The 25009-nt window shown below is 62.6% G+C and carries 26 protein-coding genes, 1 tRNA gene and 1 pseudogene; 14 read left to right on the forward strand and 14 right to left on the reverse strand.

Annotated features, from left to right (window positions below):
* Positions 1–50: 50 nt before the first annotated feature.
* Positions 51–2525 (reverse strand): SCO7613 C-terminal domain-containing membrane protein, encoded by a 2475-nt coding sequence (locus M2283_RS21870; protein ID WP_280878002.1) that lies wholly within the window; start codon positions 2523–2525, stop codon positions 51–53.
* A 117-nt stretch (positions 2526–2642) separates the two neighbouring features.
* On the opposite strand from M2283_RS21870, the gene M2283_RS21875 reads away from it, so the two are divergent.
* The 3 genes from M2283_RS21875 (at position 2643) to M2283_RS21885 (ending at position 3699) form a co-directional block, all read left to right on the forward strand.
* On the forward strand, positions 2643–3098 hold the full coding sequence (locus M2283_RS21875) for an SRPBCC family protein (protein WP_280878003.1): 456 nt from the start codon (positions 2643–2645) through the stop codon (positions 3096–3098).
* A gap of 39 nt (positions 3099–3137) precedes the next feature.
* A tRNA-Val gene (locus tag M2283_RS21880) sits at positions 3138–3212 on the forward strand.
* A gap of 184 nt (positions 3213–3396) precedes the next feature.
* Positions 3397–3699 carry a hypothetical protein gene (locus tag M2283_RS21885; RefSeq protein WP_280878004.1) on the forward strand — a complete coding sequence of 101 codons (303 nt, stop codon included), beginning with the start codon at positions 3397–3399 and terminating at the stop codon, positions 3697–3699.
* A 213-nt stretch (positions 3700–3912) separates the two neighbouring features.
* Here the strand turns inward: M2283_RS21885 and M2283_RS51965 are convergent.
* The 7 genes and pseudogenes from M2283_RS51965 to M2283_RS21925 form a co-directional block, all read right to left on the reverse strand.
* A pseudogene (locus M2283_RS51965) lies at positions 3913–4968 on the reverse strand (recombinase family protein); the annotation flags it as partial.
* A gap of 62 nt (positions 4969–5030) precedes the next feature.
* Positions 5031–5918, reverse strand: a complete 888-nt coding sequence (locus M2283_RS21900; RefSeq protein ID WP_280878007.1) for a replication-relaxation family protein — start codon at positions 5916–5918, stop codon at positions 5031–5033.
* Between the two features lie 261 nt (positions 5919–6179).
* Positions 6180–8369 (reverse strand): type IV secretory system conjugative DNA transfer family protein, encoded by a 2190-nt coding sequence (locus M2283_RS21905; RefSeq protein WP_280878008.1) that lies wholly within the window; start codon positions 8367–8369, stop codon positions 6180–6182.
* Complete coding sequence (locus M2283_RS21910) at positions 8366–8539, reverse strand: hypothetical protein (RefSeq protein WP_280878009.1); 174 nt, start codon at positions 8537–8539, stop codon at positions 8366–8368. The genes M2283_RS21905 and M2283_RS21910 overlap by 4 nt, the downstream gene beginning before the upstream one ends.
* Before the next feature lie 15 nt (positions 8540–8554).
* Positions 8555–9178 carry an MT-A70 family methyltransferase gene (locus M2283_RS21915; RefSeq protein ID WP_280878010.1) on the reverse strand — a complete coding sequence of 208 codons (624 nt, stop codon included), beginning with the start codon at positions 9176–9178 and terminating at the stop codon, positions 8555–8557.
* Positions 9179–9545: 367 nt separating this feature from the next.
* Positions 9546–9761: a hypothetical protein gene (locus M2283_RS21920; RefSeq protein WP_280878011.1), complete on the reverse strand. Its 216-nt coding sequence runs from the start codon at positions 9759–9761 to the stop codon at positions 9546–9548.
* A gap of 348 nt (positions 9762–10109) precedes the next feature.
* Positions 10110–10397 (reverse strand): hypothetical protein, encoded by a 288-nt coding sequence (locus M2283_RS21925; RefSeq protein ID WP_280878012.1) that lies wholly within the window; start codon positions 10395–10397, stop codon positions 10110–10112.
* 185 nt (positions 10398–10582) lie between these two features.
* Between M2283_RS21925 and M2283_RS21930 the strand changes: the two genes are divergently transcribed.
* On the forward strand, positions 10583–11512 hold the full coding sequence (locus M2283_RS21930) for a hypothetical protein (RefSeq protein ID WP_280878013.1): 930 nt from the start codon (positions 10583–10585) through the stop codon (positions 11510–11512).
* A gap of 37 nt (positions 11513–11549) precedes the next feature.
* Here the strand turns inward: M2283_RS21930 and M2283_RS21935 are convergent, their stop codons facing one another.
* The 3 genes from M2283_RS21935 to M2283_RS21945 form a co-directional block, all read right to left on the reverse strand.
* Positions 11550–12089, reverse strand: coding sequence for a hypothetical protein (locus M2283_RS21935; RefSeq protein ID WP_280878014.1), 540 nt, complete (start codon positions 12087–12089; stop codon positions 11550–11552).
* Positions 12090–12221: 132 nt separating this feature from the next.
* On the reverse strand, positions 12222–12425 hold the full coding sequence (locus M2283_RS21940; protein ID WP_280878015.1) for a DUF397 domain-containing protein: 204 nt from the start codon (positions 12423–12425) through the stop codon (positions 12222–12224).
* Positions 12422–13363 carry a helix-turn-helix domain-containing protein gene (locus tag M2283_RS21945; protein ID WP_280878016.1) on the reverse strand — a complete coding sequence of 314 codons (942 nt, stop codon included), beginning with the start codon at positions 13361–13363 and terminating at the stop codon, positions 12422–12424. Before M2283_RS21945 ends, M2283_RS21940 begins: the two co-directional genes overlap by 4 nt.
* A 153-nt stretch (positions 13364–13516) precedes the next feature.
* Between M2283_RS21945 and M2283_RS21950 the strand changes: the two genes are divergently transcribed.
* The 8 genes from M2283_RS21950 (at position 13517) to M2283_RS21985 (ending at position 21199) form a co-directional block, all read left to right on the forward strand.
* On the forward strand, positions 13517–14086 hold the full coding sequence (locus M2283_RS21950; RefSeq protein WP_280878017.1) for an ATP-binding protein: 570 nt from the start codon (positions 13517–13519) through the stop codon (positions 14084–14086).
* Between the two features lie 529 nt (positions 14087–14615).
* Entirely contained in the window at positions 14616–14846 is a 231-nt protein-coding gene (locus M2283_RS21955) for a hypothetical protein (protein WP_280878018.1), read from the forward strand.
* A 442-nt stretch (positions 14847–15288) separates the two neighbouring features.
* Positions 15289–17109 carry a CHAP domain-containing protein gene (locus tag M2283_RS21960; protein ID WP_280878019.1) on the forward strand — a complete coding sequence of 607 codons (1821 nt, stop codon included), beginning with the start codon at positions 15289–15291 and terminating at the stop codon, positions 17107–17109.
* A 217-nt stretch (positions 17110–17326) separates the two neighbouring features.
* Positions 17327–18025: a hypothetical protein gene (locus M2283_RS21965; protein WP_280878020.1), complete on the forward strand. Its 699-nt coding sequence runs from the start codon at positions 17327–17329 to the stop codon at positions 18023–18025.
* 132 nt (positions 18026–18157) lie between these two features.
* A complete protein-coding gene (locus tag M2283_RS21970; protein ID WP_280878021.1) occupies positions 18158–19360 on the forward strand; it encodes a hypothetical protein in 1203 nt (400 codons plus the stop codon).
* Positions 19361–19444: 84 nt separating this feature from the next.
* Positions 19445–20140: a TIGR02391 family protein gene (locus tag M2283_RS21975; protein ID WP_280878022.1), complete on the forward strand. Its 696-nt coding sequence runs from the start codon at positions 19445–19447 to the stop codon at positions 20138–20140.
* Positions 20137–20559 (forward strand): hypothetical protein, encoded by a 423-nt coding sequence (locus M2283_RS21980; RefSeq protein WP_280878023.1) that lies wholly within the window; start codon positions 20137–20139, stop codon positions 20557–20559. The genes M2283_RS21975 and M2283_RS21980 overlap by 4 nt, the downstream gene beginning before the upstream one ends.
* 46 nt (positions 20560–20605) lie before the next feature.
* Positions 20606–21199: a hypothetical protein gene (locus tag M2283_RS21985; RefSeq protein ID WP_280878024.1), complete on the forward strand. Its 594-nt coding sequence runs from the start codon at positions 20606–20608 to the stop codon at positions 21197–21199.
* Positions 21200–21212: 13 nt separating this feature from the next.
* Here the strand turns inward: M2283_RS21985 and M2283_RS21990 are convergent, their stop codons facing one another.
* The 3 genes from M2283_RS21990 to M2283_RS22000 all read right to left on the reverse strand — a co-directional run bounded on the left by M2283_RS21990 (position 21213) and on the right by M2283_RS22000 (position 22939).
* On the reverse strand, positions 21213–21593 hold the full coding sequence (locus tag M2283_RS21990) for a hypothetical protein (RefSeq protein WP_280878025.1): 381 nt from the start codon (positions 21591–21593) through the stop codon (positions 21213–21215).
* A gap of 130 nt (positions 21594–21723) precedes the next feature.
* On the reverse strand, positions 21724–22206 hold the full coding sequence (locus M2283_RS21995) for a hypothetical protein (RefSeq protein WP_280878026.1): 483 nt from the start codon (positions 22204–22206) through the stop codon (positions 21724–21726).
* Positions 22207–22213: 7 nt separating this feature from the next.
* Entirely contained in the window at positions 22214–22939 is a 726-nt protein-coding gene (locus tag M2283_RS22000; RefSeq protein WP_280878027.1) for a 3'-5' exonuclease, read from the reverse strand.
* A 168-nt stretch (positions 22940–23107) separates the two neighbouring features.
* Here M2283_RS22000 and M2283_RS22005 point away from each other — a divergent pair, with 168 nt between their 5' ends.
* Positions 23108–23674: a DUF4365 domain-containing protein gene (locus M2283_RS22005; RefSeq protein ID WP_280878028.1), complete on the forward strand. Its 567-nt coding sequence runs from the start codon at positions 23108–23110 to the stop codon at positions 23672–23674.
* Entirely contained in the window at positions 23671–24900 is a 1230-nt protein-coding gene (locus tag M2283_RS22010) for a hypothetical protein (RefSeq protein WP_280878029.1), read from the forward strand. The genes M2283_RS22005 and M2283_RS22010 overlap by 4 nt, the downstream gene beginning before the upstream one ends.
* Positions 24901–25009 lie beyond the last annotated feature (109 nt).

The following is a 25009-nucleotide window of genomic DNA, read 5'->3' on the forward strand; positions in this document are numbered from 1 at the left end:
AGTTCCCCGCACCCCTGACGGAGTGCGGGGAACTGCGCTGGAAAGCAGGCCTAGTTCATCCTTCCCAAGACCTCCCGTACTTGCCGGACGTTCCGGATGCGCTGCTCGTATGTCGCGCCGAGTGCGAGCAGCAGGAGTCCGGCTAGGGCGGGAGGTGCCCAGCGGGGGAGTGCGCCGGTCAACTGGACCAGGTACGGGGCCAGTTCGTGCAGCGTGACCAGGGTGAGGACCGAGCCGCCGAGCACCAGGGGTGCTTGGAGCCGGTGGCGGGCGCCCAGCAGGGTGAGGAGAAGCGCCGTCGTGCCCAGCAGCAGGGGGCGCGTCCATTCCGGGTCGGTCCAGGCCGCGGCCAGGCTCGGCAGGAGGGTGGCGGCGAGGCCGGGGCCGTACGCCGTCCAGGACTGGATCCGTGGATCGCGGCCCCGGCGCAGGTGGCCGACGAGCAGCGCCGGGACGGTGACCGGGAGCGTGTACGCCTCCGGGACCCCGATGCGCCAGGCCGCCAGCCGCACCCAGGCGGCCAGCACGAACAGGGCGACGGACGCGTAGCCGACGGCGCGGCGGTCGGGGCGGATCGCCACGCCCGCGGTGATCACCGCGCCCAGGCCGAGCACCAGGGCCAGCATCGGCGGGTCGACGACGGCGAGCCCCACCGCGAGCAGCCCGGCCACCGCTCCCGTGACCTCGATCGCCACGGTCGTGGGCGAGTTGCCCAGACGCGCGGCGAGCAGCGCGGCGGCCACGGGGACCGCCAGCACCAACAGCGCGGTGTGCTGCGGCTGCCAGCCGGCGGCGGCGCCCGTCGCGACGGCCAATGCGGTGGCGTAGACGAGTGCGGTCGGTGCCATGACCGGGGTGAGGGGCCTGAGTTGCTTCAGCCAGGAGGCTCCCGCGAACAGGGCTGTGAGGGCGGACAGGACGGTCAAGGTCGCCGTCTGCGATGCGAGGGCGGTGAAGGAGAGGGTGAGGGAGGTGAGGAGCGCGAGGACGGTGAGGATCAGGGCGGTCGCCTGCGCGGACGGGTAGGGGGTGGTCCGGGCGGGCGGGAGGTCGGTCGCCTGCGCGGTGCTCTCCGCCGAGGGGATGTCAGTCCGCTCCGCGTGCGGGTCCTCCGTCGCCCACCCGCGTATCCACACGGCCGTCGCGAGCATCCCTGCCGTCGTGCCGCCCAGGACCGACAGCCCGGCGGCATACGGCAGTTCGAGCACCGCTGGGAGTACGAGAACCGTCGCCCACGCCAGGGCCAGGGCGCCGATGACGGCCCGTCGGCGCCACGTCGTGTCGCGTACGGCCGACAGCAGTACGACGGCGACGACCGCGAGAACCACCGGCACCGCCACCGCATGCGGCGGCCACGGGTTGTCGAGCGTCACCGCGGCGCGCGCGTCGGACGGGGCACCCGCCCAGGCGCGGGCCGCCCAGGAGACAGGGCCGACGAGGGAGACCGCGACCAGCGGGGCGGCCCAGAGCAGGGACAGGGCCTGGACGCCGGCGGAGGCCAGGGCCAGTCCGCGTCGTACGGAGTCGGGGAGCGGGGTCCGCCAGGCCGCCAACAGGGCGACGCCGCACAGGAGATGAGCCGGCACCGTCCAGTCGGCCGGCAGGGACACGCGCAGGATGCCGCCGGCCGCGGTGACCAGCAGCAGACCCGCCGCGACGGCGCCGCTCGCGGCGGTGACCGGCTGCCGCAGGCGCCATGCGGCGCCGAGCGCGATCACCGCCGCGAGGACGAGGAGCGCCGCCGCACGGGCGGCGGCGCTCGGGCCGGCTGCGTCCCAGGAGAGCCAGCCGGCCGCCCATGCGCCGAAGCCGCCCATGGCGCACGCGCTGATCGCGGCGATCAGACGGACGGACTTGGCGGTGTTCCACAGCGCCACGATCGTGTCGAGACCGGCCGTCACCAGGAGTGCGGCCGTGATGCCGTACGGACCCGCGTTCGCCGCGATCGCCCAGAGGAGGAGCGGGAGTTGGGCCGCGAGCAGCCCGGAGGGCACGGACAGGCGCAGTGCGGCGGTGGCCGACAACAGCCCGTACCCCGTCCACAGCGCCGCCAGTGCCGTCGCCGCGAGTGCCGAGTACGCCGTGCCGTCGGTGCCGGTGAACACCACCTCGTGCAGCGCGTACGCGTCCAGCACCGTCAGCGCGAGGCCCAGCCCCGCCACCGACTCGGCCGTCGACCGCAAGCCCCGCTTCAGCAGCGCCACCGGCGTCCCGAGTGCGGCCAGCGTGACCGCGCCGAGCACCAGGGACCGTCCGGCGATGCCCATGTGCCCCCAGCTGACCAGCGTGAACGCGATCGCCGCGATGGTGAGGAGCACGCCACCGAGGACGAGCAGCACGTTCTGGACGCGCGGTGCGGAGGCCTCGGGGCGGGGCGGCGCGAGAGGCCCTCGGGGTACGGGCTGCTGGAGGGCGGTGACCAGCCAGGCCCGGCGCATGAGCAACTGGGCCCGGCGGGCGTCGAGTTGCCAGAGCTCCGAGTCGAGAATCCGTAGTTCCTCGGCCGGTGGCGGAAGGTGCGTCATGCCTTGGAGTGTGGTGCGCGTCACGTCACCCGGCATGAGTGCGCGTACTCAGAACGTACTCAATCCCGACGTACCCGCATCCCCGTGCAATGCCCCGCCCGCGGGCAGACTCTCTCCATGGACTGGTCCCACTACCGTTTTCGCAGCCTGTGGCCGCTGCCCGCGCCCCCGGCCAGGGTGTACGAAGTTCTCGAACAGGCCGAGGACTACCCGCGCTGGTGGCCCCAGGTGCGCGAGGTGACCAAGGTCGACGACACCACCGGCACCATCCGGATCCGCTCCCTCCTCCCGTACGACCTGACCTTCACCGCACGCGAGGCGCGGCGCGATCCGGTGGCCGGGGTGCTGGAGATCGCCATGTCCGGGGACCTGGAGGGCTGGGCGCGCTGGACGCTCGGCGCCGACTCCACCGACACCGCCGTCACGCTGGCCCGCTACGACCAGGTCGTCGACGTGCACAAGCCGCTGCTCAGGCGCCTCGCCGTACCCGGACGACCGCTGTTCCGCGCCAACCACCGGCTGATGATGCGGGCCGGACGGCGGGGCCTGGCCGCCTACTTGGAAGCGGTTTGAAGGAAACCCGCGAAGGCCTGTATTGTTCAGTGCGTTCCCGGGCGATTAGCTCAGTGGGAGAGCGCTTCGTTCACACCGAAGAGGTCACTGGTTCGAACCCAGTATCGCCCACCATAAGAAGTTCATTGGAACCCGGTACCTTCCAGGGGCCGCCCACCAGGGCGGCCCCTGTTAGTTGCAGGGCAGCGCCTGTCCCCGGCTGGGGGCGGGCGCTTTGCTGTTTGGGGGCCGGTAGGACGGCCCGGAGGCTGGCCGGGGCCTCTGGCGGCCCCGTGGGGGCCTTCTGGCTCTGCACTGTGTGCAGGGTGTTGAACGGCTCCTTGAGCTTGTGGCTCACCCGGACGTTGCCGTTCGAGTCCTCGTCGATGTACAGCGCCTCGAAGAGAGCCTGGTTCAGCCGGCGGCGCTGCTGGTCGTTGCAGCGCTGGTACAACGCCTGTGGATCTTCCAGAAGTTGCAAGCAAGTCTCGATGATCTCTGCCGCTGTGCTGAGGTCTTCATCGACGTCTCGCAGCCGGGTTGTCAGGCGATCCCGCTGCTTGGTGATTTCCCGCAGCTTGGCCTTGATCTTGCCCTGGGGCAGGCTGCCGTCGGCAGCTAGGTCGATGAGGTTGCTCTCCTTGGTGTCGAGCGCACGAAGCTGTTTCGTGAGCTGGGCTTGGAGGAGCTTGGTCGTTGCCTTCTGCTCATCGACCATGGTGGTCAGTTCTGAGTGCATGGTCGAGACGAACTTAGATGTGAAGCGCACCGTGGCGTAGTGGTCCTCGACGGCTTCCTCGGCCTGTTCGATCGGCACGTACGGCATCTCGCAGATGTGATCGAAGCGGCCGTTACAAAAGAAGTACCGATAGACGTTGCCGTGCCGGTTGGTGGCGTTCTGGATGATCATGCGACGGCGGTCACCACGGTGACGACGGCAGGAGCCGCAGAACAATGAGCCCTTCAGCTCGTGGTGATGGACTCGTCGCTTCTCGCGAGCGCTGTTTCGGGAATCTGCGACCATCTGGACTTCGTCGAAGAGGTCTTGGGTGACCAGTGGCGTATGACGACCCTTGTACTTCTTGTCCTCGTGGGTGATCCAGCCGCAGTAGTAGTCGTCGCGCAGGACGACGTACAGCCGGTTGGTGGAGATCCCCCGCTCCTCTGGGTACCGCGCGTTACGGGGCATACGCAGCCCACGGTCGTACAGTTCTTGTGCCACTTCGTCCACGGTGTACTCACCCGTGGCATACAGCTCGAAGGCTAGGCGGACGAACGGGCCACGCACCGGGTCGACGATGACGGTGCGAACCTTGCGGTCATCGATGTACTCGATGGTGTTGAGGTAGCCGACAGGGGCGCGGGTGATTGTGCCGCCGTTGCGGGCCTTGTTGGCCATCTTGGTCTTGACGTCCTCGCCGCTTTGGCGGACCGCAAGCCAGTTGAAAACGTCGGTGACCGCCTCCATGGCTTCGGCCATATCTCCGTCGCCGAAGTTCTCTTTGGTGGACACCAATTTGACGCCGAACTGCTCAAGCTGTCGTTTGGTTATGGCGGCGTCGATGTAGTTCCGGAAGACGCGCGATCGCATGTAGATGATGACGCAATCTACGTCACGCTGTTCTACGATGCGCTTAATCATCTGGCGAAATACTGGGCGCTTGGCGATCGTTTGTGCGGAGTTTCCGGGCTCGACGTACTCATCGACTACGTCAACTCCCAACTCTCTGGCTTTTTGTTCCGCATGCTTTCGCTGCGTGTTGATCGAGTTACCTTCGGGGTCGAAGTCGGCGTCCGTGTCCATCTGGCGTTTGGACGAAACACGCAAGTACAAAACTGCTCGTTTCACAGCACCTTCCTTGCGATGCTTGCTCAATGTCTGAGATGGCATTTGTTCTCCTTCCTGGCGCTATTGGTGTTTTAGCAGTCCTATGGTAACTCCGTTATAGCTAATTACCGAGGGCTACTTTGGCTGGGTGGCCCGTTAGGGTGGGCCGTACTTCCCGGGTCGCCAGTGATGAACGCTGGAAATTCATCGGTCGTCACGACATGAAATAGCCCAGTGCTCACGAGGTCACGCAAGCGCGGTTCCTTTGCTAGTGCTGCACGGATCACGGTTTTCCGCTTGCCGTCAGGTACGACCCAGGCCACTGCCGGGAACAATCCGTGTTCCTGCTGATGGATGCCGGTGTTCGCGTAGTGCTGGTACTGGAGCGCCTTCCGCACAATGACCGGAGTGTGTTCGGTGGCGTTGTCGGCCTCGATGAACAGGTGGTTCTCGTAGTCTCCAGCTGCCGTGATCGCGAACAGGTCGGGCTTGAGCCACTGCCGCGCGCCGTGCGCCGACAAGAACGTCCGCCAGCACTCTGGTTCGGCTTCGAGCCGTAGCAACTCGATCGCGCCTTGGCGGGCTAGCTCGTACAGGCGGATGGCCAGGTCAGCGGCAGCGAGCGTGTGGGCGATGAAGCTCGGAGATGGTTCACTGTAACGACGGCGGGCGGGGTCGCCATGACGAGCACGAAGTAGGCGTTCGCCGCTCGCGCCGAGCTGCCAAGTGATGCCTTGACTTCCGGCCCGCACGCCTCCGATCCTGCGATGCAGTCGGGTTATCAGGCGGTGGGATTCCAGTCGGCCCAGTACCCGGATAGTGGCAACCGCAGCGGCCATCTCTGTGGCGTGGCTTTTTCCGCTACCCGCTTCTTGCGGCTCGCTGCCGATCGGGAAATGCAGCCGTCGGATAAGTACGGTGGTCAGTGCGCGGTGTGTGCGCAGTGATTCAAGAATGGATAGATCGCGCTCGGAGAGCGATTCGATCAAACTAGCAATATCGTTGTACTTCATAGATATCTCCTTTCTTTACGTTGCTTTCGTGCAACTTTCTTTCGTTGCAGACCGCTTCCTCGCTACGCGGTAGGTGATGGGTTCGTAAGGGGTTCCTCTTGTCGGTGCGGCGGGGCGGCCGGGAGCGCGAGGACAGGCACGAGATGCCGGTCAGTCCCCTCCCGCGCTGTGACAGTGACCGGGGTTGTCCTGCGCGAATGTGCCGATGATCTCCGTCGTGGAGAGAGCAGCGAAGAGAGGGGCGAAGAAAGCACTGCTCGTTCATGGAGCCTCCCCCTGCGTTCGACGCTTGCGGCCGAATTGCTGCGTCGTGGTGTTGTGTGTGTTCGCCGGTTCGTTGGCATGTGTTGCCGTGGACACGGGAGCAATTTTTAGGGGCGCATAATTAGCGCGTGCTGCCGAGCGGACGGCTGCGGCGTCAGTGACGACCGGAGGCGGTGGCAGCGTGCGCACCAACCCCCAGCCAGACGGTGCGCCGTTCGCGACGAGGTTGGCGTAGGCGTGGAACCGGGGGAGAGACATGAAGTCCTGCGGCTCCAACTCTGGGGCCAGCTTGGACGCCAGCTCGCGGGCGTCATCCGCCTCGGTCGCGAACACGACTTTGCTTCTGGCGTTGATGTCCACCGCTGTACGCAGCTCTGGCGGCAACTGACTGCGGAACTGAGCAGCCAGGAACCAGCCGACCGACAGACTGCGCGAGATCGCCAATGCATCGGCGAGCGAGGTTGGCAGATGCACGAACCGGGGTGCTTCATCGACATAGACGACCCCCGGTCGCAGGTGAGCGCCCGGCTCACCTGCCCGTTCCTGGACGGCCTGCCAGACCTCGGCAATAACCAGACTGCCGAGCAGACTTGCCACACCGGGGCCAATCAGGCCCTCGTTCAGGGGCACGAGTACGACCTTGTTATCCCGAAAGGCGTCCCGGAGCCGAAACCGACCCTCCCGCTGATCCAGCATCCGCACCACTGCCGGCCGGAGTAGGAATTGTCTGAGTTTGTTCATAGGGGCCGCCAGGACGGCCGCTTGGGCGGCTGGCCCTTGTTCCTCCCACGCCGCCCAGAACTGTGCCAGCGCCAAGTCGCCTTGCACGCGCCCGACGTACGCTCGGCGGAAGGCCGAGTCGGTGAACAGCCGGGGTAAGTCCGTCAAGGTGGCGGGGGCGTTCGGAAGACTGCCGCGGGCCAGTGTGCGCAAGCCGGAGCTGAAGATGTCCGCTGTACGTGGGCCGTAGCCGTCCGCGAACACGCTGGCGAAGACGGCGAGGATGCCGTCGACAACGACGTCTGGGTCACGGCGGCCGACGTCGAGCGGGTTGAAGCCGACGGGGTGTTCGTCGGCGGCGTTCAGCTCGACAATGTCGTCCACCCGGTGAGGCGGCACGCGCGCCAAGATGTCATCAATGAGCTGTCGTTTGGGGTCGATCACAACCACGGGCCGGCCAGCAACGACGTCCGCGGTGATCAGGTGCAGTAGGACGTTCGTCTTACCCGACCCCGAGGGGCCATAGGCCACACCGTGGAACGTCTGGTCTTGTGGCGAGATGCCCAACTGGCGGTCGTCGCCGGGGCTTGCGCTGTGGGCGAAGACCCGTTCGCTCTGGTGGACGTGCGCGGCAGCCCGAATCGGTCTCGGATGGAGCGGCGGCAAGCCAGGAAAGTCGCCGTCGCCGAGCGGCCAGGCAAGCAGCCCCACCAGCTCGGGCACTGACAGACGAAGTAGCCATAGCCAAGGGCGCTGTCCGTGGTTCAGTCGGGCCGCCGAGTCTCGTACCAGCCGAATGCGTGTGCCCGGTCCCTGGGCCACCGTCAGGCCGGACAGCAGGCCCATGAGTAGCGCATTACGTCGTTGCTCAGTACCGGCTGCTGCACCGACACGGATCGTGGCCATGAAGCCGGGCTGCTCGGCGCGTTTCCGCAGCCGCGCCCGCAGTTCTGTGCTTGCTGGCCTGGTGCCGATCAAGGCTTGCCGCATGAGGGGCAAGCTCGGGTCGGGTAGGTCTGTAGGTAGGACGCTCGGCAAAATGCGGGGTCCGAGCACGAGTTGTACGACGAGCGCCTCGTCCTCGACCAGTGGCACCGCCAGGGCCGAGAGCACGGCTCGGGCTACGTTCTCGGGGGCGTCCATGCTCAGCGGCAGGTACGAGGGGCGTATCCGCAAGCGTCCCGCTGACGCGACGGGCGGACGAACCGGTTGGTGTTCGGGCGTGCCGTCCAGGTGAGAACCCGGTACGAGGTGTCCCAGCAACCGCTTCAGCCGCGCTATGTCGACGGGGCGACCTCCAACCAGGTGGCGGGTATGACCGCCCTCGGCTCGGACTTCCCATACCAGCCGTGCAACCTGACGATCGGCGGCCAGCCGGCCCACTAGGGCGAGCACCGCATCCACGTCGAGTGGGCGCACCAGATGCAGCTGGACGAACTGCAAGTCGTGAGACAACGGCGTGGTCATACGCTGTCCCTTGCTTCGGATGCCTCGTCCTCTGCCTGGTGCTGCCGCTCGGCAAGCACCACCGCCAACAGGGCCTTGCTGAGTTTGCGGATGTCCGGCGATTCTCGCCGAACGCCCTCTACGATGAAGCGGCGTTCGGGCCGCTTGCTGCGTGCTTTTCGTGAAGCCATAGACCACCTCCTCTCTTATCTGTTTCGTTGGTGGTGCTCGTCGCTGGGCACCCAGTAGCCGGGGATGCTGATATCGGCGTCAGTCTGGTTGCCCCACACGAACCAGTCGTGAGTGCTTGGCGGTCGTCTGCGGGCAAACAGTTCCAGGTACGGGCCGTCGGATATTCGCTCGATGATGGCGTACTGCTCATCGGGCTTGCGAGAGTGTTCCTGTACCGGCGCGTTGATCCACGTTGGCTGCGACTTGAACCGCACCGGAGCTTTGCCCCGTGTACAGAACAGCAGGTGTTCCGTGCTGTTGCGGAGATAAGCCCCCAGGCCGAGGCGGAACTTGACCCAGGTAAGGAGCGACCGTGGGGTGAAGCCCCAGGCTTCGGCGACGTCGTACCCGTCGCGCAAGCTGGCGTTTGTCACCCAGAGCCAGAGGTGGGCGTCGTCTTCGGCGAGATCTGACACCGGCATGTCCTTGATGCGTTCCAGGCTCATGAGCCGGTAGTGCCGTTCGGCACCCTTGACGCCTTGCTGCTGGTGATCCCATGGGGGATCGGCCAGGATGGTTTTGAAGCGGGTGGGTGCTACCCGCGTAAGTGAAGCGTCTATCACGTGTTTTGTTACCCTCCTTTCGTTGCCTTCCAGCATCTCGCCAGAAGTACTTATACATGTAGAACATTCCAATCAGCTTGAAAATCGTTCGCTCGCTTGAAGAATCGACCGAAACTTCAAGCGAACACACAGGTGCGCATGCTGTTGGAACGCCCAGTTTGTGCGCGAGCCGGGCACTGAAAAAGTTGTTGTGTTATTTACACAACTGCTGCCCGTCGCGACTACCAGCGCCGCCTTTGGCGCACCATGAGGACGACGGAAACCAGCGAAACGACGACAGCTCCGCCGATCAGGAACGGCACGACGGGGCGAATCAGTTCGTACGCCCATCGAATGCCGTAGGCGATTGCGAGGAGAAGCACGAGCGCGTGCAGCGCTCGTCTCTCCCATGACGGCCCGCGGTTCATCCGGGCCGATACTCCTCGTACTCCGTGGAGTTGGTGAACGGGTCGCAGACCGTGAGCTCGGCCAGCAGCCGGCACCGGGCCTGCTCCTTGCGACTGCGCTCCTCGTCGTATGTGGCCGTGAACGCGGCTTGGAACGAGTCGACCAGGACCGTGATGGTCTTGGACTTCAGCAGTTCCAACGGCACTGAGACGACCGTTTGTTGGGTGGTCATGACTACTTGTCTCCCGTTGATTTGGTGAGTTTTGCTGCGAGGTGGTTGATGGCTCCGGCCGTCTTGCGGTCGCTACGACTGAGCCACCATTGACGTGCTCGGCCGCTGTAGTACGCGCCGGCCACGACGGCGATCGCTTCGAGGCCGGTCAACCACGCCTCCGAAACACCAGGCGGCGCATCTGTTCCTCGGCTCGGCGTCGATGGGCGGCTATGTCGCTGACCACCTGGTGACGCTGGAAGCCGAAGACAGCGGCTTGCCGTGCGCGGTGGACCGCTACTACTGCTCGGATGGCTTCGCGACTGAAGAAGCCGACCACCATGCTGAGCAGCACCAAGACCGCGGCGGTCACCCGCTCATGTCCTGGCTGAAGCGGCGCACTTGGTGCGCGATGGCGAATGCTGCCGTGTTGGCGATCATCGCCAGGGCTTCAGCAGCGTCGGGGCACTGCTGCTCAAGCTGCGCTTGCGTCTGCTTGAGATACAGCACCTCGCTCATGCCGTGCTCGGCCACGGACGAGATGGCTCGTGTGGCAGCGTGCTCGGCAAGCGTGGCCTCTCGTGCAGCCACGAGGTTCTGCCGTGTGCGCCGGGACATCGGCGGCAGCGCGTTCCGCCGTGTGATCTCGCCTGTCATCGGCGAGACCTCCTCTCTGATGAGTTGACAAGACCGGGCTAGCGCCTGGTCAGGCACGCCTTGCGGCGATGAGGCAACTCTCGGAGAGGGCAAGCTCGAAGACAGACCCGTGAGCGCGCGAAAACGCGCACAGTTCGATGAACCCTGGATGGTTGGTGTTGGCTAGCCCCTGGAACACTCAGGACATGTCAGAGAAGCCGGGGGAAGCGGAGCAGCGGGCACAGCGCATCGCGAGGGAGTTGGCGGCACTGCGCCAGCGGGGCTTGAGTGCGTTGTCCATCAGTACTCACAACCAAGCAGCAGCCGAACTGGCTGAGCTCATACCGCTCGCTCAAGCGCACGCCGAGCGGTTGGACAGGCTGTGGGACGAGAGGGGTAGCGTGAAACGCCTCCTCCTAGACGTCCTGGCGGCCTTCGGCTCAGAACCGGAGTATGAGGATGACGCAGGGCTCATATACAGCTTGTTCTTCTACAAGGACAGTGACCGCGTAGCTCCTGGTGAGCTCCTGAGGCAAGCCCGTGATCGCCTGAACGTCGAGCGCACTAAATTCCGAACTGACTACCAGAATCCGGCGTTTCTCAGCTTTGCGCGGTTTTTGGTCGGATGGATCGATCGGAAGGCAGCAGCACGAGACCAGCGGGGTGTTGACACAGCGGGTGAGTTGGGTCAGGCGGCTCTGACGTTTTCGAGGAATGACCTCACCAGCCTCTTCGAAACGTTGGTACGAGACGAGAACCGTAGCGACATAGCTAAACTTGCCGCACTCGTGGGTCGCTTGTACTCGTCTCATGAGCTCATACCGCTTGTTGAGATCATGCGGAGACGTAGCCTGCATGAGCAGGTGGACGCAATCCTGCGTGAGGCTGTTGCCAGCATGGATATATACGGCCTGATCGACCTCGTCGAGCTCTTCTACAAAGAAGGCTGGCGACTGGATACGCTCATCTCGGCGATTGCTGCGTTTCGATCGGCCGAAGATGTAGCCGTTATCTTGTCGGTCATAGGTGACCGGAAGGAAGCGGCAGAACTCAAGCGCCAATCTGAAGCCGTGCGTGCGGCGGCTAAGGAGCCGGAGCAGCAGTTGCCAGAGCTGAATGACGAAGTTGCGTCATAAGCGGAAAATGACAAAGCCCTGCACGTGGACAGGGCTTTTACTCTTCTTCTGCGGCTGGGTCGCTTACAAGCTTAGCTTCACAGATCGCATCGAGGAAGCTGATCTTTGCCTGGGCAGGCATTGACCACGCATCCCAACTTCGCCCGCTGTCAAATAGACGACGACCTATTGTGTGTAGGTCCACGTAGCGGTTACCGTCTTCATCGCTTGAGAAGATAAGGGGTGTGATTCGATGCTCGTTACCCGGTTCGTGCGCATTCCTTAAGCGATCACCACGCCATTCCGTCGCTTCGGCCATATTCCATGCCATCGTGGCAAGGCGTGATGTACGGCCAGTTTCTTCGGCGAACTGCAAGAAGTCGGTCTTGCTGGCTAGCACTGGATCAGGATCGGACTTTGATTCTGGGGTGCTGAGACCTTCCGGGTTGGCAATGGCAGTCATGCGTAATCCGAGGCCGCCGAGCATGTGCGACAGGGCATCCAGATGCTCCGGCGTCATGTCACGCAAAGCTTCTCCGGTAATCAGGAGTGCTTCGGGTGCTTCAAACGGCTCTATTGCCTCATGCGATTGCGTCATAATTCAGTCGCATATTATGAACTGACCATGCAGAAAAGTCAATGTCACGGTTTTGAGCGGGCCTCTGGAGGTTGGCCGGCTAGAGAAAGAAAGAAGCCCCGCGCTTGGCGGGGCTTCAACGTTCGTACGTAATTAAAGGTCGAATTCCGAGCCCTTAACCCCAGTCACAAACGCAGTCCACTCGGCAGTCGTGAACATCAGTATGGGTCCGGGTTTGTCCTTGCTGTCACGGACGGCACGGCCACCGTCAGATAGCGGAGCAACCTCGACGCAGTTGTCTTGCTGCCCGCTGGCGGAGGACTTGACGAAGGGGCCAACGATGGCGGGGGTGGTCATGATTGCTTCCTCGGATCTTGTCTGCTGCGCATCTCGTCAATGACCTCGTGGATGCGCGTAAGGGAGTCGGCAGGGCTCAAGGCACTGGCGCGAAGGTTGTCGAAGGCGTCCGAGAACGCCTCGAGCTGTCCAGGTTGGTCCATGAACAGCGTCCCGGTCAGGTTGGCAACGCACGCGATGCTGGGGTCTGTCGGGAAGTCGAAGAGCACAAACGAACTCTGTACGCCCGCGTGCGCGCCTGCCTCGAACGGTAGGACTTGGAGCGTGATATTGCTGCGCTCCGTCAGCTTGGTCATGTGGTGCAGCTGGTCGAGCATGACGCCGTACCCGCCGACCGCTTGCCGGATGGCACCCTCGGCCACGATTGCCCAGACCTTCGGCGGATGCTCATCTTCAAGGATGGTCTGGCGCTCCTGGCGCACCTTGATGAGCGAGTCCACATGCCCGGGCGGGAGCACGGCCGGCCCCGCGGTGATGATGCTCTCCATGTAGTCCCGGGTTTGCATGAGACCCGGCACGATCATGCCCTCGAAGGTACGCATGCTTGCCGCCGTGCCCTCCAGGGCGATGAAGTCGCGGTATTCGCGGGGTAGGGCATCCTCGTACGCGATCCACCACCCCTGGCTCTTGGCGTCCTTGGCGGCCTCGATGAAGGCGGTCACCTGGTCCTCATCGGTGACGCCGTACAGCGCCAGCATGGCCTTGAGGTCAGTGCGCGAGACGCGTACTTCCCCTTTTTCGATGCGGCTGACCTTGGCCTGTGAGAAGCCCAGCTCGTTGCCGACCTGGAGAGCGGTCAGCTGTGCCTTGTTGCGCAGTTGCCGCAGGTCGGAGCCCAGACGGCGGCTCCTGATCGTCTGCCCCATCACACCCCTCGATTCAGGTTGCTGCCAGTTTGCCCGTTGGTCGTGCTTGAGCGCCAGCAAGTCGATCTGCAAGTATGCAGACAGGGTACTTGCATAGCGGTTATATGCACGCTACTTTAGGCTGGCCGGTTACGGGCCGCTACGGCAAATGGCGGCGCGTAATAACGCCTGTGGCGTGGGGCTTAGCTCTGCCTGCCCGCGCCACGCACCGAGAGGTGATCTGTGGTGCCGAACGACGTACAAACGTTCAGTTATCCATCCGAAGACGCATCGGTCTCGGAAGCTCGAAAAGCAGTGCGGAAAGTCGTTAGTGGCTGGGGACTCCCGGACGAACTTTCGGAAACAGCCGAACTGCTGACCAGCGAGCTCGTCACCAACGTCATCCTGCACGCGCAGGATAGCGCGACATGTCGGGTGATCTGTGAGCTTTCCGCAGATTCGGTCACGGTCATCGTGATCGACTACGGCCGAGGAATTCCGAAAATGCGCGCTAGCTCCGACACGGCTACCGGCGGGCGAGGCTTGTTCCTGGTTGATGCTTTAGCACAGGACTGGGGAATCCGATCGGTGCTGCGTGGCAAGGCAACGTTTTTCGTGCTGGCTATTCCCGAGTCGGCATCTGCCAATCGCGAGACTGCCACCAGGGAGACCGATGAGCGAAGCACGGCGCACGACACCGGGCTTGCGCGTTCCGCTTACCCCCGTGGACTCCGGCTTGTACCGTCTGGCCTTCGGCCCTGGCGGCGAACGCCCCGAGCTCATTACCACTGCGCAACTTATGACGCTCGTCGTTGAGGCGGCCAAAGAACTCGGTCTCGCACTTTCAGCACCAACCCGTAAGCCGTAATCGGCGACGGTGTATCAAGCCCATGGCGACCGATTCGGGCTAAGGGTCGTGCACAATTCTCCCCCTAAATTCCCCTGTGAGCAGCCATGCCCAAACACAGACGGACGTGTCACTCGTTAAGACCGTGCGCAGCATGAGCGGCCTGTACCCGCGTGGTCCAGCAGGCGGCATTGACGTGCGATTCCAGCAGGCGCCGGCGGAGGGCTTGAGCCTTCCGGTGGTAGATGAGCACGAGCACCTCGAGACGCCTGGACAAGCGATGCGCTGGTTGCGTCGACATGTCCGCGCCGTAGCCAGTGTGTTGGAGGAGCCAGCACACGGGCCGCTGTACACGTGGCTTGTCGACGAGGTGGAGCTACGCCGTGCGGTGAACAGTCTTGCCCGTAGCGGCACCTATCTCCTGGTCTGGCGCACAAAGCCCGTAGAGCTGTTGGTTTGCGCCGAGCCCACACACTCATCGAGGAGCATGGACCCAGCATGACCCGTAGCCGTATGCGCTTCGTCAACATGTCTCTTGGCGACGACGAAGGCAAGGTGCCGCTCTATACAGCCGAGTGTGCGCAGTGTCCAGAGAAGTCGGAACCACACGAGGAGTCCGAGAGCCCGGAGCTGTGGTGCCTGATGCACGCTGGTCGTACGCATCACCTTGAGTTCCGTGGCACCGTGACCAACTTCTTCAAGGTGACACCCGAGGAGGCGCTTGAATAGAGCCCAAGCACAACAAGACAGCAGTGGCCGCCCCGAGATACATACGGGCGGCCACTGCTGTTTTCACTGAGTGAATATTTCTTTGGACTTTACCGCAATTAACGGAGCGGAATGATTGTGATTTTTACAACTGTGCTGCTGCCCATCGGCTGCATTGAAAGTTGGTGCTTCCGTGGCCCCGGTCCGGCCGTCACACCCTTCTGACCACCTCTGAAAAATAGCGGGGGGGGGGGGGTAAGGTTTTCCACTTGCCGCATTCTTGGCGTCTCATTTCGAGCAGTCAATGCGACGCAGGCCCTTAATTTCAATATTGACTTTGTGATCAACTTCCTTTTATCTAAACGGAAGTGCAAATACCAGAGTGGGTGGTATTCCTATCGTCCAGATATATGGACAGGCACTTAGTTCCTTCGTACCTACGAAACCCTGAAAGGGGACCGCCTTGTCCAGGAAAAAAAGGACAACGCAAAGAAAACATCCGCGCCTCGTCGCAATCCTGGCTGTAATCGCGCTGCTCTTCGGGGTTAGTGTGACAACACTCGGAACGGCGACAACTGCCGTTGCCGACACCGGTGGCTACCCATGGGCAGACGCGCAATTGCTCAACGCAAGCGACTACGACTGGGGTTACAGTAGCTGCCCTGAGTCGGATACCGGCTGCAAGAGCATGACGTATCGGCTCAACGGGGTGACCTACGGGGTGTCGGACCCGTATGGTTATTATCTCCGCAATTGCACGTCCTATGTGGCGTGGAAGCTCGTGTCTCAGAATGTTGCTGCGAGCGACGTTCGAGGGCTCGGCAATGGAGGCCAGTGGTACGATAACGCCCCCAGTTCCAAGCGTTCACTGACGCCAAAAGCTGGAGACGCGGCGGTTAAGCCGGGTACCACGGCGAGTCCATACGGTCACGTGGCTTATGTGGAGTCGGTTAACTCCTCAGATGCCACGATCACCGTGTCGGAATACAACCACCATGCGAATGGCACCTACGACACGCGCACGGGAACTCCGTCGGCGCTGGGGTTCACGAAGTTCGTAGACTTCGGGGTCACGGCTGGGTCGTCACCACCGGCTGAAGTTCGCCCGACCGTCTCCAACACGATTCCGTGGAACTTCACGGTGCTCGAAGGCGATTCTGGTGCGGTTAGCCACCAAGACGGTGACATCGGCAAGGGCGCTGCGGTGACGACCTACAATGGGTCGCAACAGGCGTTTTACTACGATGCCACTGGTGGCAACCTCCGGCACGCCTGGCGAGCAAGTGGCGGTAGCTGGAATGCGGAGACCCTCGACGGGGCTGGTGGTGGTAGCGGTCGCATGGACGGCAACGTGGGCATCAACCCCTCAGTAGCTGTCTACGGCGACTCCATCCAGGTCTACTACTACGACGCTGGTAATGGGAATTTGCGCCATGCCTGGGCAAGCTCCACCGTTGGCTGGCAGTTCGAAACGTTGGACGGTGACTCGGGAGCAATCTCCCATTTCAGCGGCAACGTCGGCAGCTCTTCCAAGGTTGTGACCTTCGGCAGTACGCTGCAAATCTTCTATCCGAACCTCGATACCGGAGACCTCCGCCATGCGTGGGCTGACGCCAACGGGTGGCACTTCGAGAACCTCGACGGAGACTCCGGTTCGATCGCTGGTCAGGTTGGTGGCTACGGCCAGGCTGTGGGTAGCTCGCTCGCCGCAACGGTAGTGAACGGCACGACAATCCAGCTGTTCTACTACCAATCGGCAGGCGACAACCTCCGCCACGCGTGGTACGACACCACGACGGGTTGGCACTTCGAGAACCTCGACGGAGATGCTGGTTCGATCTCGGGCTACGACAGCAGTGTCGGACAGAATCCTTCGGTGACTTACAACGGGTCGCTCCAGGTCTTCTACTTCGACGCTACTGGCGGCAGTCTGCGGCACGCCTGGACGGACGCCAACGGTTGGCACTTCGAAGCTCTGGACGGTGCTGATTCCGCGATTGGCCCTAACCACTACTCGGTCGGGCTCTACTCATCCGCCATCTCAGGCGATGGTGTCAACATCCAGCTCGTCTACTACGACCAGCGCTGGTCGAACCTGCGGCACGCCTGGACGGACAGTTCGGGTTGGCACTTCGAGAACCTCGACGGACTCGGCGGCGGGCCAGCTGGCCGTGTTCCGTGGGACGTGGGTCAGTTCCCGGTTCTGACGAGCTTCGGGGGCTCCCTGAACGTGTTCTACTACGACATTCTGTATGGCAACCTCCGGTTGATGCAGTCGCAGTAGACATGACCTCGGTAATCGTAGGTACAGAACTAAGGTTTGGCAGCTGCTTTTTGGTTTTGCCACTCCTGACCGCGGTAGCGAGTTTGTTTCCGGGCAATCCAGCCTGTCGAAACCTCACTCGCTACCGCATGTACCACTCATTATCTCGCCTGCTTATTGTCAAGCAAGGAATTTCCATTTATTCTTAAAGTAAACTCTAAACAAAGGTCTATCTCACATGAAAAAAACACCCCTCAACACCAAAGGCTTTGGCCTCCTCGGCGTCCTTACAGTCGTTCTTGTTGTAGCCATCGCTGGCCTCTCCGGCTGGTTTGTCTGGCACAAGAACCATGACAACAAAAAGACTGCAAGCTCAAACAACAGCACATCTAACAAAGACAAGGGCACCAACGCCGCAACCACTGACCCGTATGCGGGGTGGAAGACTTACGCTGATGCTCAGTGCGGATTCAGCTTCAAGTATCCTGCGAGCTGGAGTTTGGAAACTACTGATAGCCAAGTCTCGTTGTCTAATCCCGCAGATAACTTACAGGTGAGTTATATTGCCGATGACTCACACGACCAAGGCTCTGTCGAGTTCACAACGACTAGCTTAACCAGTCTAGGCTCACTGGCTGGACATGAGCTTACTGAAGTCAGTGGATATGTGCCCAATTCTGGCTTAGCCGGTAATTATCTCCCGATGATCGAAGTTGCGAACACGTCAGACGTTACGGCTGCGGGTTTAAAGGTCGGAGACAAGGTTGGCTTTGTCAACAATCCAACATTTACCGGTAAGTCATCGAGCTGTACTACAAGTATTCGTGTAGAGCCGTCGGTTACTATCAACACGGTTGCTGATGCGCAAGCTTGGTTGACTGCTAGTGATACAAAGACCAGCTCGCTTATTCTCAAATCTTTGAGCTACAATCAATAGAGTATCCTCGATCATTGACAAGACACCCACTTAAATGCGGGTGTCTTTTTTGTTCGCCGTCCCAGGCTCTTGCGAAAAGTGCGACCAAGGTGCATAATCCGCGTCGTAAGACATGAAATCGGAGGGACTTTGATGAGCGACCACCTTGACCGTGAGATCGAGCGTGTAAACCAGCATACTCGCGCCATGCTTAATGAGTACGTGGCATGGGATCAAAAGATTACTGTTGGTGAGATTCAGTACAGTTCTTACGACGACATGATCGACTTCATTAACTTTCGCATGGAAACAGCCGACAGCTGTTTGATGCTTATCGAGAATGGCAAGATTAGTGATTCTCTTGGCCTCTGCCGTTCTCTGCTGGAATACTATCTGTTGCTCACGCTGATGTGTCGTGGACGAAAGCTCATCAAGGTTCAAGATCTATCGGCACTAACTGAGGGTCAGTTTAAGGCTCGCCTCAAGGAGGAACGGGAGAAACTCGAAGAACTACATCATGAAGGCAAGGCGCAGCATTGCGTTGAGGTGAAGCGTGCCCCGCGTGTCAGTAGACGCCTAATGCATGTCTACGAAGGACTCAGGAGCAAGGAAGATTCCGAGTTTATCGTTCCTGTGCACTACTTTCAGTTCCGGGAGTTCCGGCCCGAGCAGATGCGTCTGAACAACGAGGACTACTTTGAGTACTATGAGCGTGAACCTGAGACTAAGAAAATCCTCAAGGGGCATCGTGATGATGCGGCTCTGAACTACAAGTTTTATCTGTCGTATGACGGACTATTGGAGTGTCTTGCGCTGAACGAACTTATCGATGAGGCTGTGATTGCGCGAATCGAAGCGCATTACACGTTTCTTGGTAAATTCCTACACCCGACGCATGATGCTGCTCGTGATCTGCATGATCGGAGTAACTGGCACCGTAATCGGACCGGCCTCGGGATTGAGCAGCCTTATTCCAAGGTGTCCGTACTTTTGGCCTCGCTGTATGTGTGCTATCTGGTCGCGGGGCTTCTGGATGAAATTTCAGGCCTCATTGAGGGCGCACCCTCGAAGTACATCAGTCAAGCCGGGACTGAAGAGCTGCGCGTGCTAACGAGAGGTGTACCAGAGAATTTTCCGTACTTCTGGTTTTTGTTCAACGACCCGCCATTGTGGGATCGCTTCAACTACTGCGTGCATCACGCTACAGATGATGAGCTCCAAGCATGGGGCGGATACGCCGGCGTACCCAAAGAGCGCGTGCCGTTTGATCAGTATATTTACGGGCACCTTGAGCGTGCTGTCGGTGGGGCAGGAAATGCGCGGTGCGGACGCTACCCGTCGCCGATCTTCACGTGATCACTGAACTGGATGGGCTGGCAGCAGCGTCGATAGATTGAAAACTGCTTTACAGTCGACTCCTGGCAGCGTATATGTATGTGCATGATCGCTCTCAGCTCTCAAGATGTCCTCGAACTCCCTGTCGATGAGCTGGCTCTGCACGTCCTTGAAGACATGGCGCGAACCAACGCATGGAACTCGTACAACTACTGCCTGAGCTACACCACGGACGAGAAGTATCGGGCGATGGGCACTCACCCGGCACGGGCTGTAGCCGAGGCGGTGCAGTGGCTGCTGTCGCATGGGATGCTTGCAAGCAAGCCCGGTGACAGTAATCCGCAATCTATTTTCGTAACCCGCCGCGGACATCAAGCCGTTGAACAAGGCATTGAGACCGTTCGCAGCGTTAACCGCCTGCAAGACAACCTGCACCCCCTGATCGAGGCAAAGGCCCGGCGGCAGTTCCTCATCGGCGAGTACGAGAATGCTATCTTCGTCTCCATGAAGGCGGTCGAGGTACGCGTGCGACAGCTGGCTGGTTTCGGCGACGACGTGTTCGGCACCGACCTCATGACCAAGGCCTTCCGGCAGGGTGGGCCGCTCGCCGACCCTGCTGCGCCCGCTGGGGAAGTAGTTGGAACCATGATGCTGTTCCAAGGGACTTACGCTGTGCTGCGCAACCCGTCAGGGCATCGTGAAGTCTCGTTCGATGACGTCACCGAGGCATCCGAGGCGGTCATGACCGCCAGCTTGCTTATGCGGATGCTGGACAAGATCGAGCGTAGGCTGAATCCGTGAACGATGTTCGAGCGGCAGCAGCAGCCTTTCGGCAGGCGATTATCGATTGTCCAGATGCCGGACTTATTTCGCTGCGGGATTTTCCCAATGGCTCGTGTGGGGATGCGTCACCGCTGCTCGGGCAGTTCCTCCAGGAGCAAGGACACGGCGAGTGGGTTTACGTATCGGGTTGCCGCAAAGGTGACTACCACTCGCACGCTTGGCTGGAGCAGGACGGTTGGCTTCTGGACATCACGGCGGATCAGTTTCCTGATGTCGATGAGTCTGTAGTCCTGACGCAGGACGGGACGTGGCATGGCCAATTCCTACATCGCCCGATGAAGCGTCTTCCGGCCCGCATTGACGTGTGGGACGAATACACGACTCAGAACCTCACCGACGCGTACGGAAAGATCATGGCCGTGTATGAGCGACGGTAGGAAAACCGCTCGACAGTCTGGCTCGGGCACTGGCATGGTGCCGTCTATGGACATGGAGCAGCGATTGAACGCCAAGCTGGCCCCTGAGTCAGTGGCCGCCACGCTGATGCGCGCTGGCTGCTTCCTGTCTGCCTACGAGCTCATAAAGCCCCAGATCATTGACGGGGTGCGCGACTTCTTTCTGTGCGGAATCGCGGAGGGTGAGGAGTCATACGACGAAGTGTGGTCGGAGTATCACCAGAACGTTCTTACTCGAAACCTCAAGAATAGGTATCTGGCTTCGTGCGATTGGTTGGTTGAAGTGGAAGCGCTAACCGCCGAGCAGGTAGCGACGTTGGGCGAAATTCAGAAACATCGTCATGAGGTTGCGCACGAGTTGCCGAAGCTGCTTGTAGACCCTGACTTCGAAGTGCGTACAGATCTACTCGCTGCTGCTGTCGAGATTGTCAGATGTCTCGGCGTTTTCTGGGGCTCGATCACGGCCGATACCGACCCGCAGTTCGATGGCCAAGAAGTTGACTACGATGACATCAAGTCAGGCTCATACCTCCTGATGGAATACTTGGCGGGCATGGTCGGTGTTTCTGGAAAAGAGAAGGAGCCTGGTCGTCACGAGGACGATCAGGCTCCGACGCAGTAGTTATAAGCCGTTGCTAAGACTCAGGCCGCGCTTTCGCACGTCTGCTACTCGGGCTGCTACTTCGTCCGGAGGTAGCTTCGCTTGAGGCTTCGGCTGCCGTTGCTTTCTGTCCGAGGATGCCCGCGATGGCGCTGCGGCGTTCCTGGAGTCTGCGTTCTTCAGCGTCAAGTTCGGACATGGCTTTTTGCTGGATGGTCTCGTCGCTGAGCGTCTGTGCGACCCAGCCTTCGAGTGCCTCTACGCCCACTTCGTTGACGCTCTGCTCGGTTATGCCGCGCAGTCCTTCGATCTGTTCGCGCAGAACTGGGTCAATTCGTACGGCGAACACGACCGGCTTGCGTTCTTCTTCGGGTTCTGGAGCTTGTCCTTGTATGTCTGGTGCTTGTTCGTTCATTTAAACCTCCTTCCGGTTACTGGTTGGCAAGTGTCATTTATAACGGGCGAAGCTTAATGTTCGGTTCAAGCGACGCAATTAGCCCCACCCATTGCGGCATAGGTGGGTCTAATCTGGAGGTTCGGAGCTGCTAACTTCGGTCGTGAGGGTCACGCATCTTGACGCCACGTTTCCGAAGACGTAGCCGCACTGTTTCTGGGTCGACCTTCATGCGGTCGGCGATACGAGCTACCGACATACGCTGATGGGTGTAGAGCCGCTCGGCCTGGTCGACGTCTTCTTCGCGGAGCCGTCGCCAGCGCGGCGTGACACCGTTGCGCTTGAGGATGGCGCTCACCGTCTGGCGCTTGATGCCGAAGCGTTCAGCGAGCTGGTAAGTCGAAACTCCCGTCCGGTAGGCCCCGACTAGCTCCTTGACCTGGGCGTCCTTGAGGCGCTTGGCTTTGCCGGGTGCAGGTCGTCGTTCACGCTTCGGCGCAGGGGCTGAAGGGTCGGGAAGTGCGGCAAGGAGGTCACGAAGGACCCGCAAGCGGGCTTTCGTGTTCCAGTTGGGCCCCTTGTCGCCCACCGCCGGGAGAGGCCGGTCCGCATGGTGCGGACCGGCTTTTTTCATGTCGCCCTCAGGCCGCGGCCGGTAGATCCGGACGCAGGGGCCAGGACGTGTTCACCAACTCCGGGGTGCCGCTGCGCGCGAACCACGCCTGCAGGCCCCGCGCCTGCGCCGCGTGCCACGTCATCTGCAGGGTGTGCAGCTCGGCGGGGGAGAGGCGCTCCAGCCGGGCCGCGAAACGACGCCCGAGGGCGCGTACGAGATCCAGTGAGGCCAGCGCGTCCGCGCCCGCGTCGTGCGCGCCCTCCAGCGTGACGCCGTAGTGCGCGCACAGGTCCGTCAGCGTGCGGCGGCCCTTGCGGTAGCGGTCGAGATGCTTGTCCAGGACGCGTGGATCGAGCACCCGCAGCGGGGTCGCCTCGAACCAGTGGTCGAGCGAGGACGCCCGATGGCGGCGCAACTCGCGGTCCAGCAGGGTCAGATCGAAGGGGGCGTTCATCACCACCAGCGGACGGCCCGCCGAAGCCTGCTCGGCCAGCACCTCCGCTATCTCGTACATCACCGGCGCCGGCCAGCGGCCGTTGCGCGCCAGATGCTCGTCCGTCAGCCCGTGCACCGCCGTCGCCGCCTCCGGCACCGGCATGCCCGGGTTGATCAGCCAACGGGACACCCGGGGGCGGGTGCCCGGGGCGTCCTGGACGACCACGGCGGCCGACACGATCCGGTCGGTCTCGACGTCGACGCCCGTGGTCTCCGTGTCAAAGGCGGCCAGTGGCCCCTCGTACCAGCACGTCATGCCTACACAACTCCTCGTTCACCCACGGCAGCTGACGTCCCGTCTTCTGCCAGTTTGGTGATACCCGGGCTGTTTGCGCGGTACGCCGCAAGGACACAACAGGAGTACGGGTCTTTGCTGTTCAGCGGGCCAATACGGGGATTCACCTGGCTTGGAAGGCTGTTGGTCATGGCGATAGCGCAGCCCGAGCGGAGCGGGCTGCTGCCCGAGCGCACGGGCCCCCATCGCGGCACACTCGCCACCACCGCCTGCATGGAGACATTGCAGGTGGGGTATCTGCACGCCGTCGCCGCGGCGGCCGGCTGCTCACTGTCGCAGCCGTTTCCGGACAACGGCATCGACTGGCACGTCAGTCACGGCTCGCCCGGACACACGGTCGACGACGAGGTCACCATCAAGGTGCAGCTGAAGTGCACGTACCAGATCGCGCCCAACCCACCAGGCCGCTTCTTCTCCTTCACGCTGGACAACGAGCACCTGCGCAAGCTCGCGCGCACGCCGGTCTCGGTGCACAAGATCCTGGTCGTGATGCTCGTACCGAGATCCCAGGACGACTGGCTGCGCGCCAGCCACGACCGGCTCGACCTCAGGCACTGCTGCTACTGGGTCAACCTGGCCGGGCACGCGATCACCGGCCGGACCCGGACGACCGTGCGCATACCGACCTCACGCATCTTCGACGACCGCGCGCTGTGCGAGATCATGGCGCGGGTCGGGACGGGAGGCAGACCATGACGCACCGCCCCCTGGAGGAGCCACTCCGACCGGTGAGGCCGCATCCCGTCGATGGGGCCTGGCACCGTCCCCCCGAGCCCGACCAGGTCGACCCCGCCGTGCTCAGCGCCCTGCTGCGCCGGCACGGCTGGCAGCGCCGCGGCGGAGCCGCCGGACGCTACGGCCGCTGGACCCCGCCAGGACCGGGCGGCGGCGGCACGAGCCTGCTGGTGCCCGAGAGCCGCGCCTTCCCCGACAGCGACGACCTGCTCGGCGAGGCGCTTCTCGCGCTGACGCGCAGCGGCACGCCCTCCGCGCGCGAGGTGCTGGTCGGACTCGCCGTGCCCAGCGACGAGATCCGCTGGTGGCGCGATGTCCCGACCGGCCCGGCCGACTCCACGCCGTGGACGGTCGAGGAGCAACTGCGCGCCGCCGCCCGCCAGATGCTCCTCGCCGGCGCGCTCGCCACACGCGCGCGTGCCGGTTATTACGGCGCTCGCCATCGCCGCGCCGCCGCCGTGCTCCTGGAGAGTGTCCTGGTCGGCTCCGCGGCCGGCGGCGGCCGACTGACCGCCTTCGTGCCCGTCGGTACCGGCCGCCCGCTCGCCGTACGCCTCCACCAGGCCCTGTACGCCGCCCGCGAGGCCATCGACTACCAGCGGGCCACCGGCGGCATGGACGCCTTCGACGGAGCCGTCGAGGCGGGCGTCAGCCGTGAGCTCACCGAGGCGCTGGTGGCCCTCGTGCGCGGCACCGAGGGCGCCCGGATCGCCGTCGAGTGGGCGCCCGCGGCCGGCGTGCCCGCGGACTGCGCGGCCGGCGTCGAGCCCGTCGAGTTCTCGCCGGGCGACCTGCCCGTGCTGCGCGAGGCCGGCGCCCGCTTCCTGCGCGACGAGCCGTCCGTGCCCGTCCGCATCACCGGCACGGTGGTCCGGATGCACAGGTCGGGGCCGCGCGGCGACGGCAACGTACGGCTGCGCGTGATCGCGGGGGCCGAGGTCCCGCACCTCCGCGTCAGCCTGGACGAGGAGGACTACCGCATCGCCGGGCACGCCCACCTCGTAGGACTGCCCGTGCGGCTGCACGGGCGGCTGGAGAGCCGGGGCGGCTTCCGGCGGCTGAGCGGCGCCGGCGGGGTCGTACCGGTCCAGGTGGACGAGGCGGAGCGGGACCGGCTGATGAAGTCGATCCAGGGGCACGGGGAGAGCACTGCCTTCTTCGAGGAGGCGTGCAGCGGGGACGACTGAGCGCGGCCGGCCGGGGCGAGGGCGGCCGTTTCGCGGTGGGCGGGTCGGGGTCGGTACGATCCCCTATTGCGCGCGCTCCTGGTATGGCGCCGCACCCACCTTCAGTCAG

It is taken from the genome of Streptomyces pseudovenezuelae, assembly GCF_029892565.1.
Taxonomy (GTDB): domain Bacteria; phylum Actinomycetota; class Actinomycetes; order Streptomycetales; family Streptomycetaceae; genus Streptomyces; species Streptomyces pseudovenezuelae_A.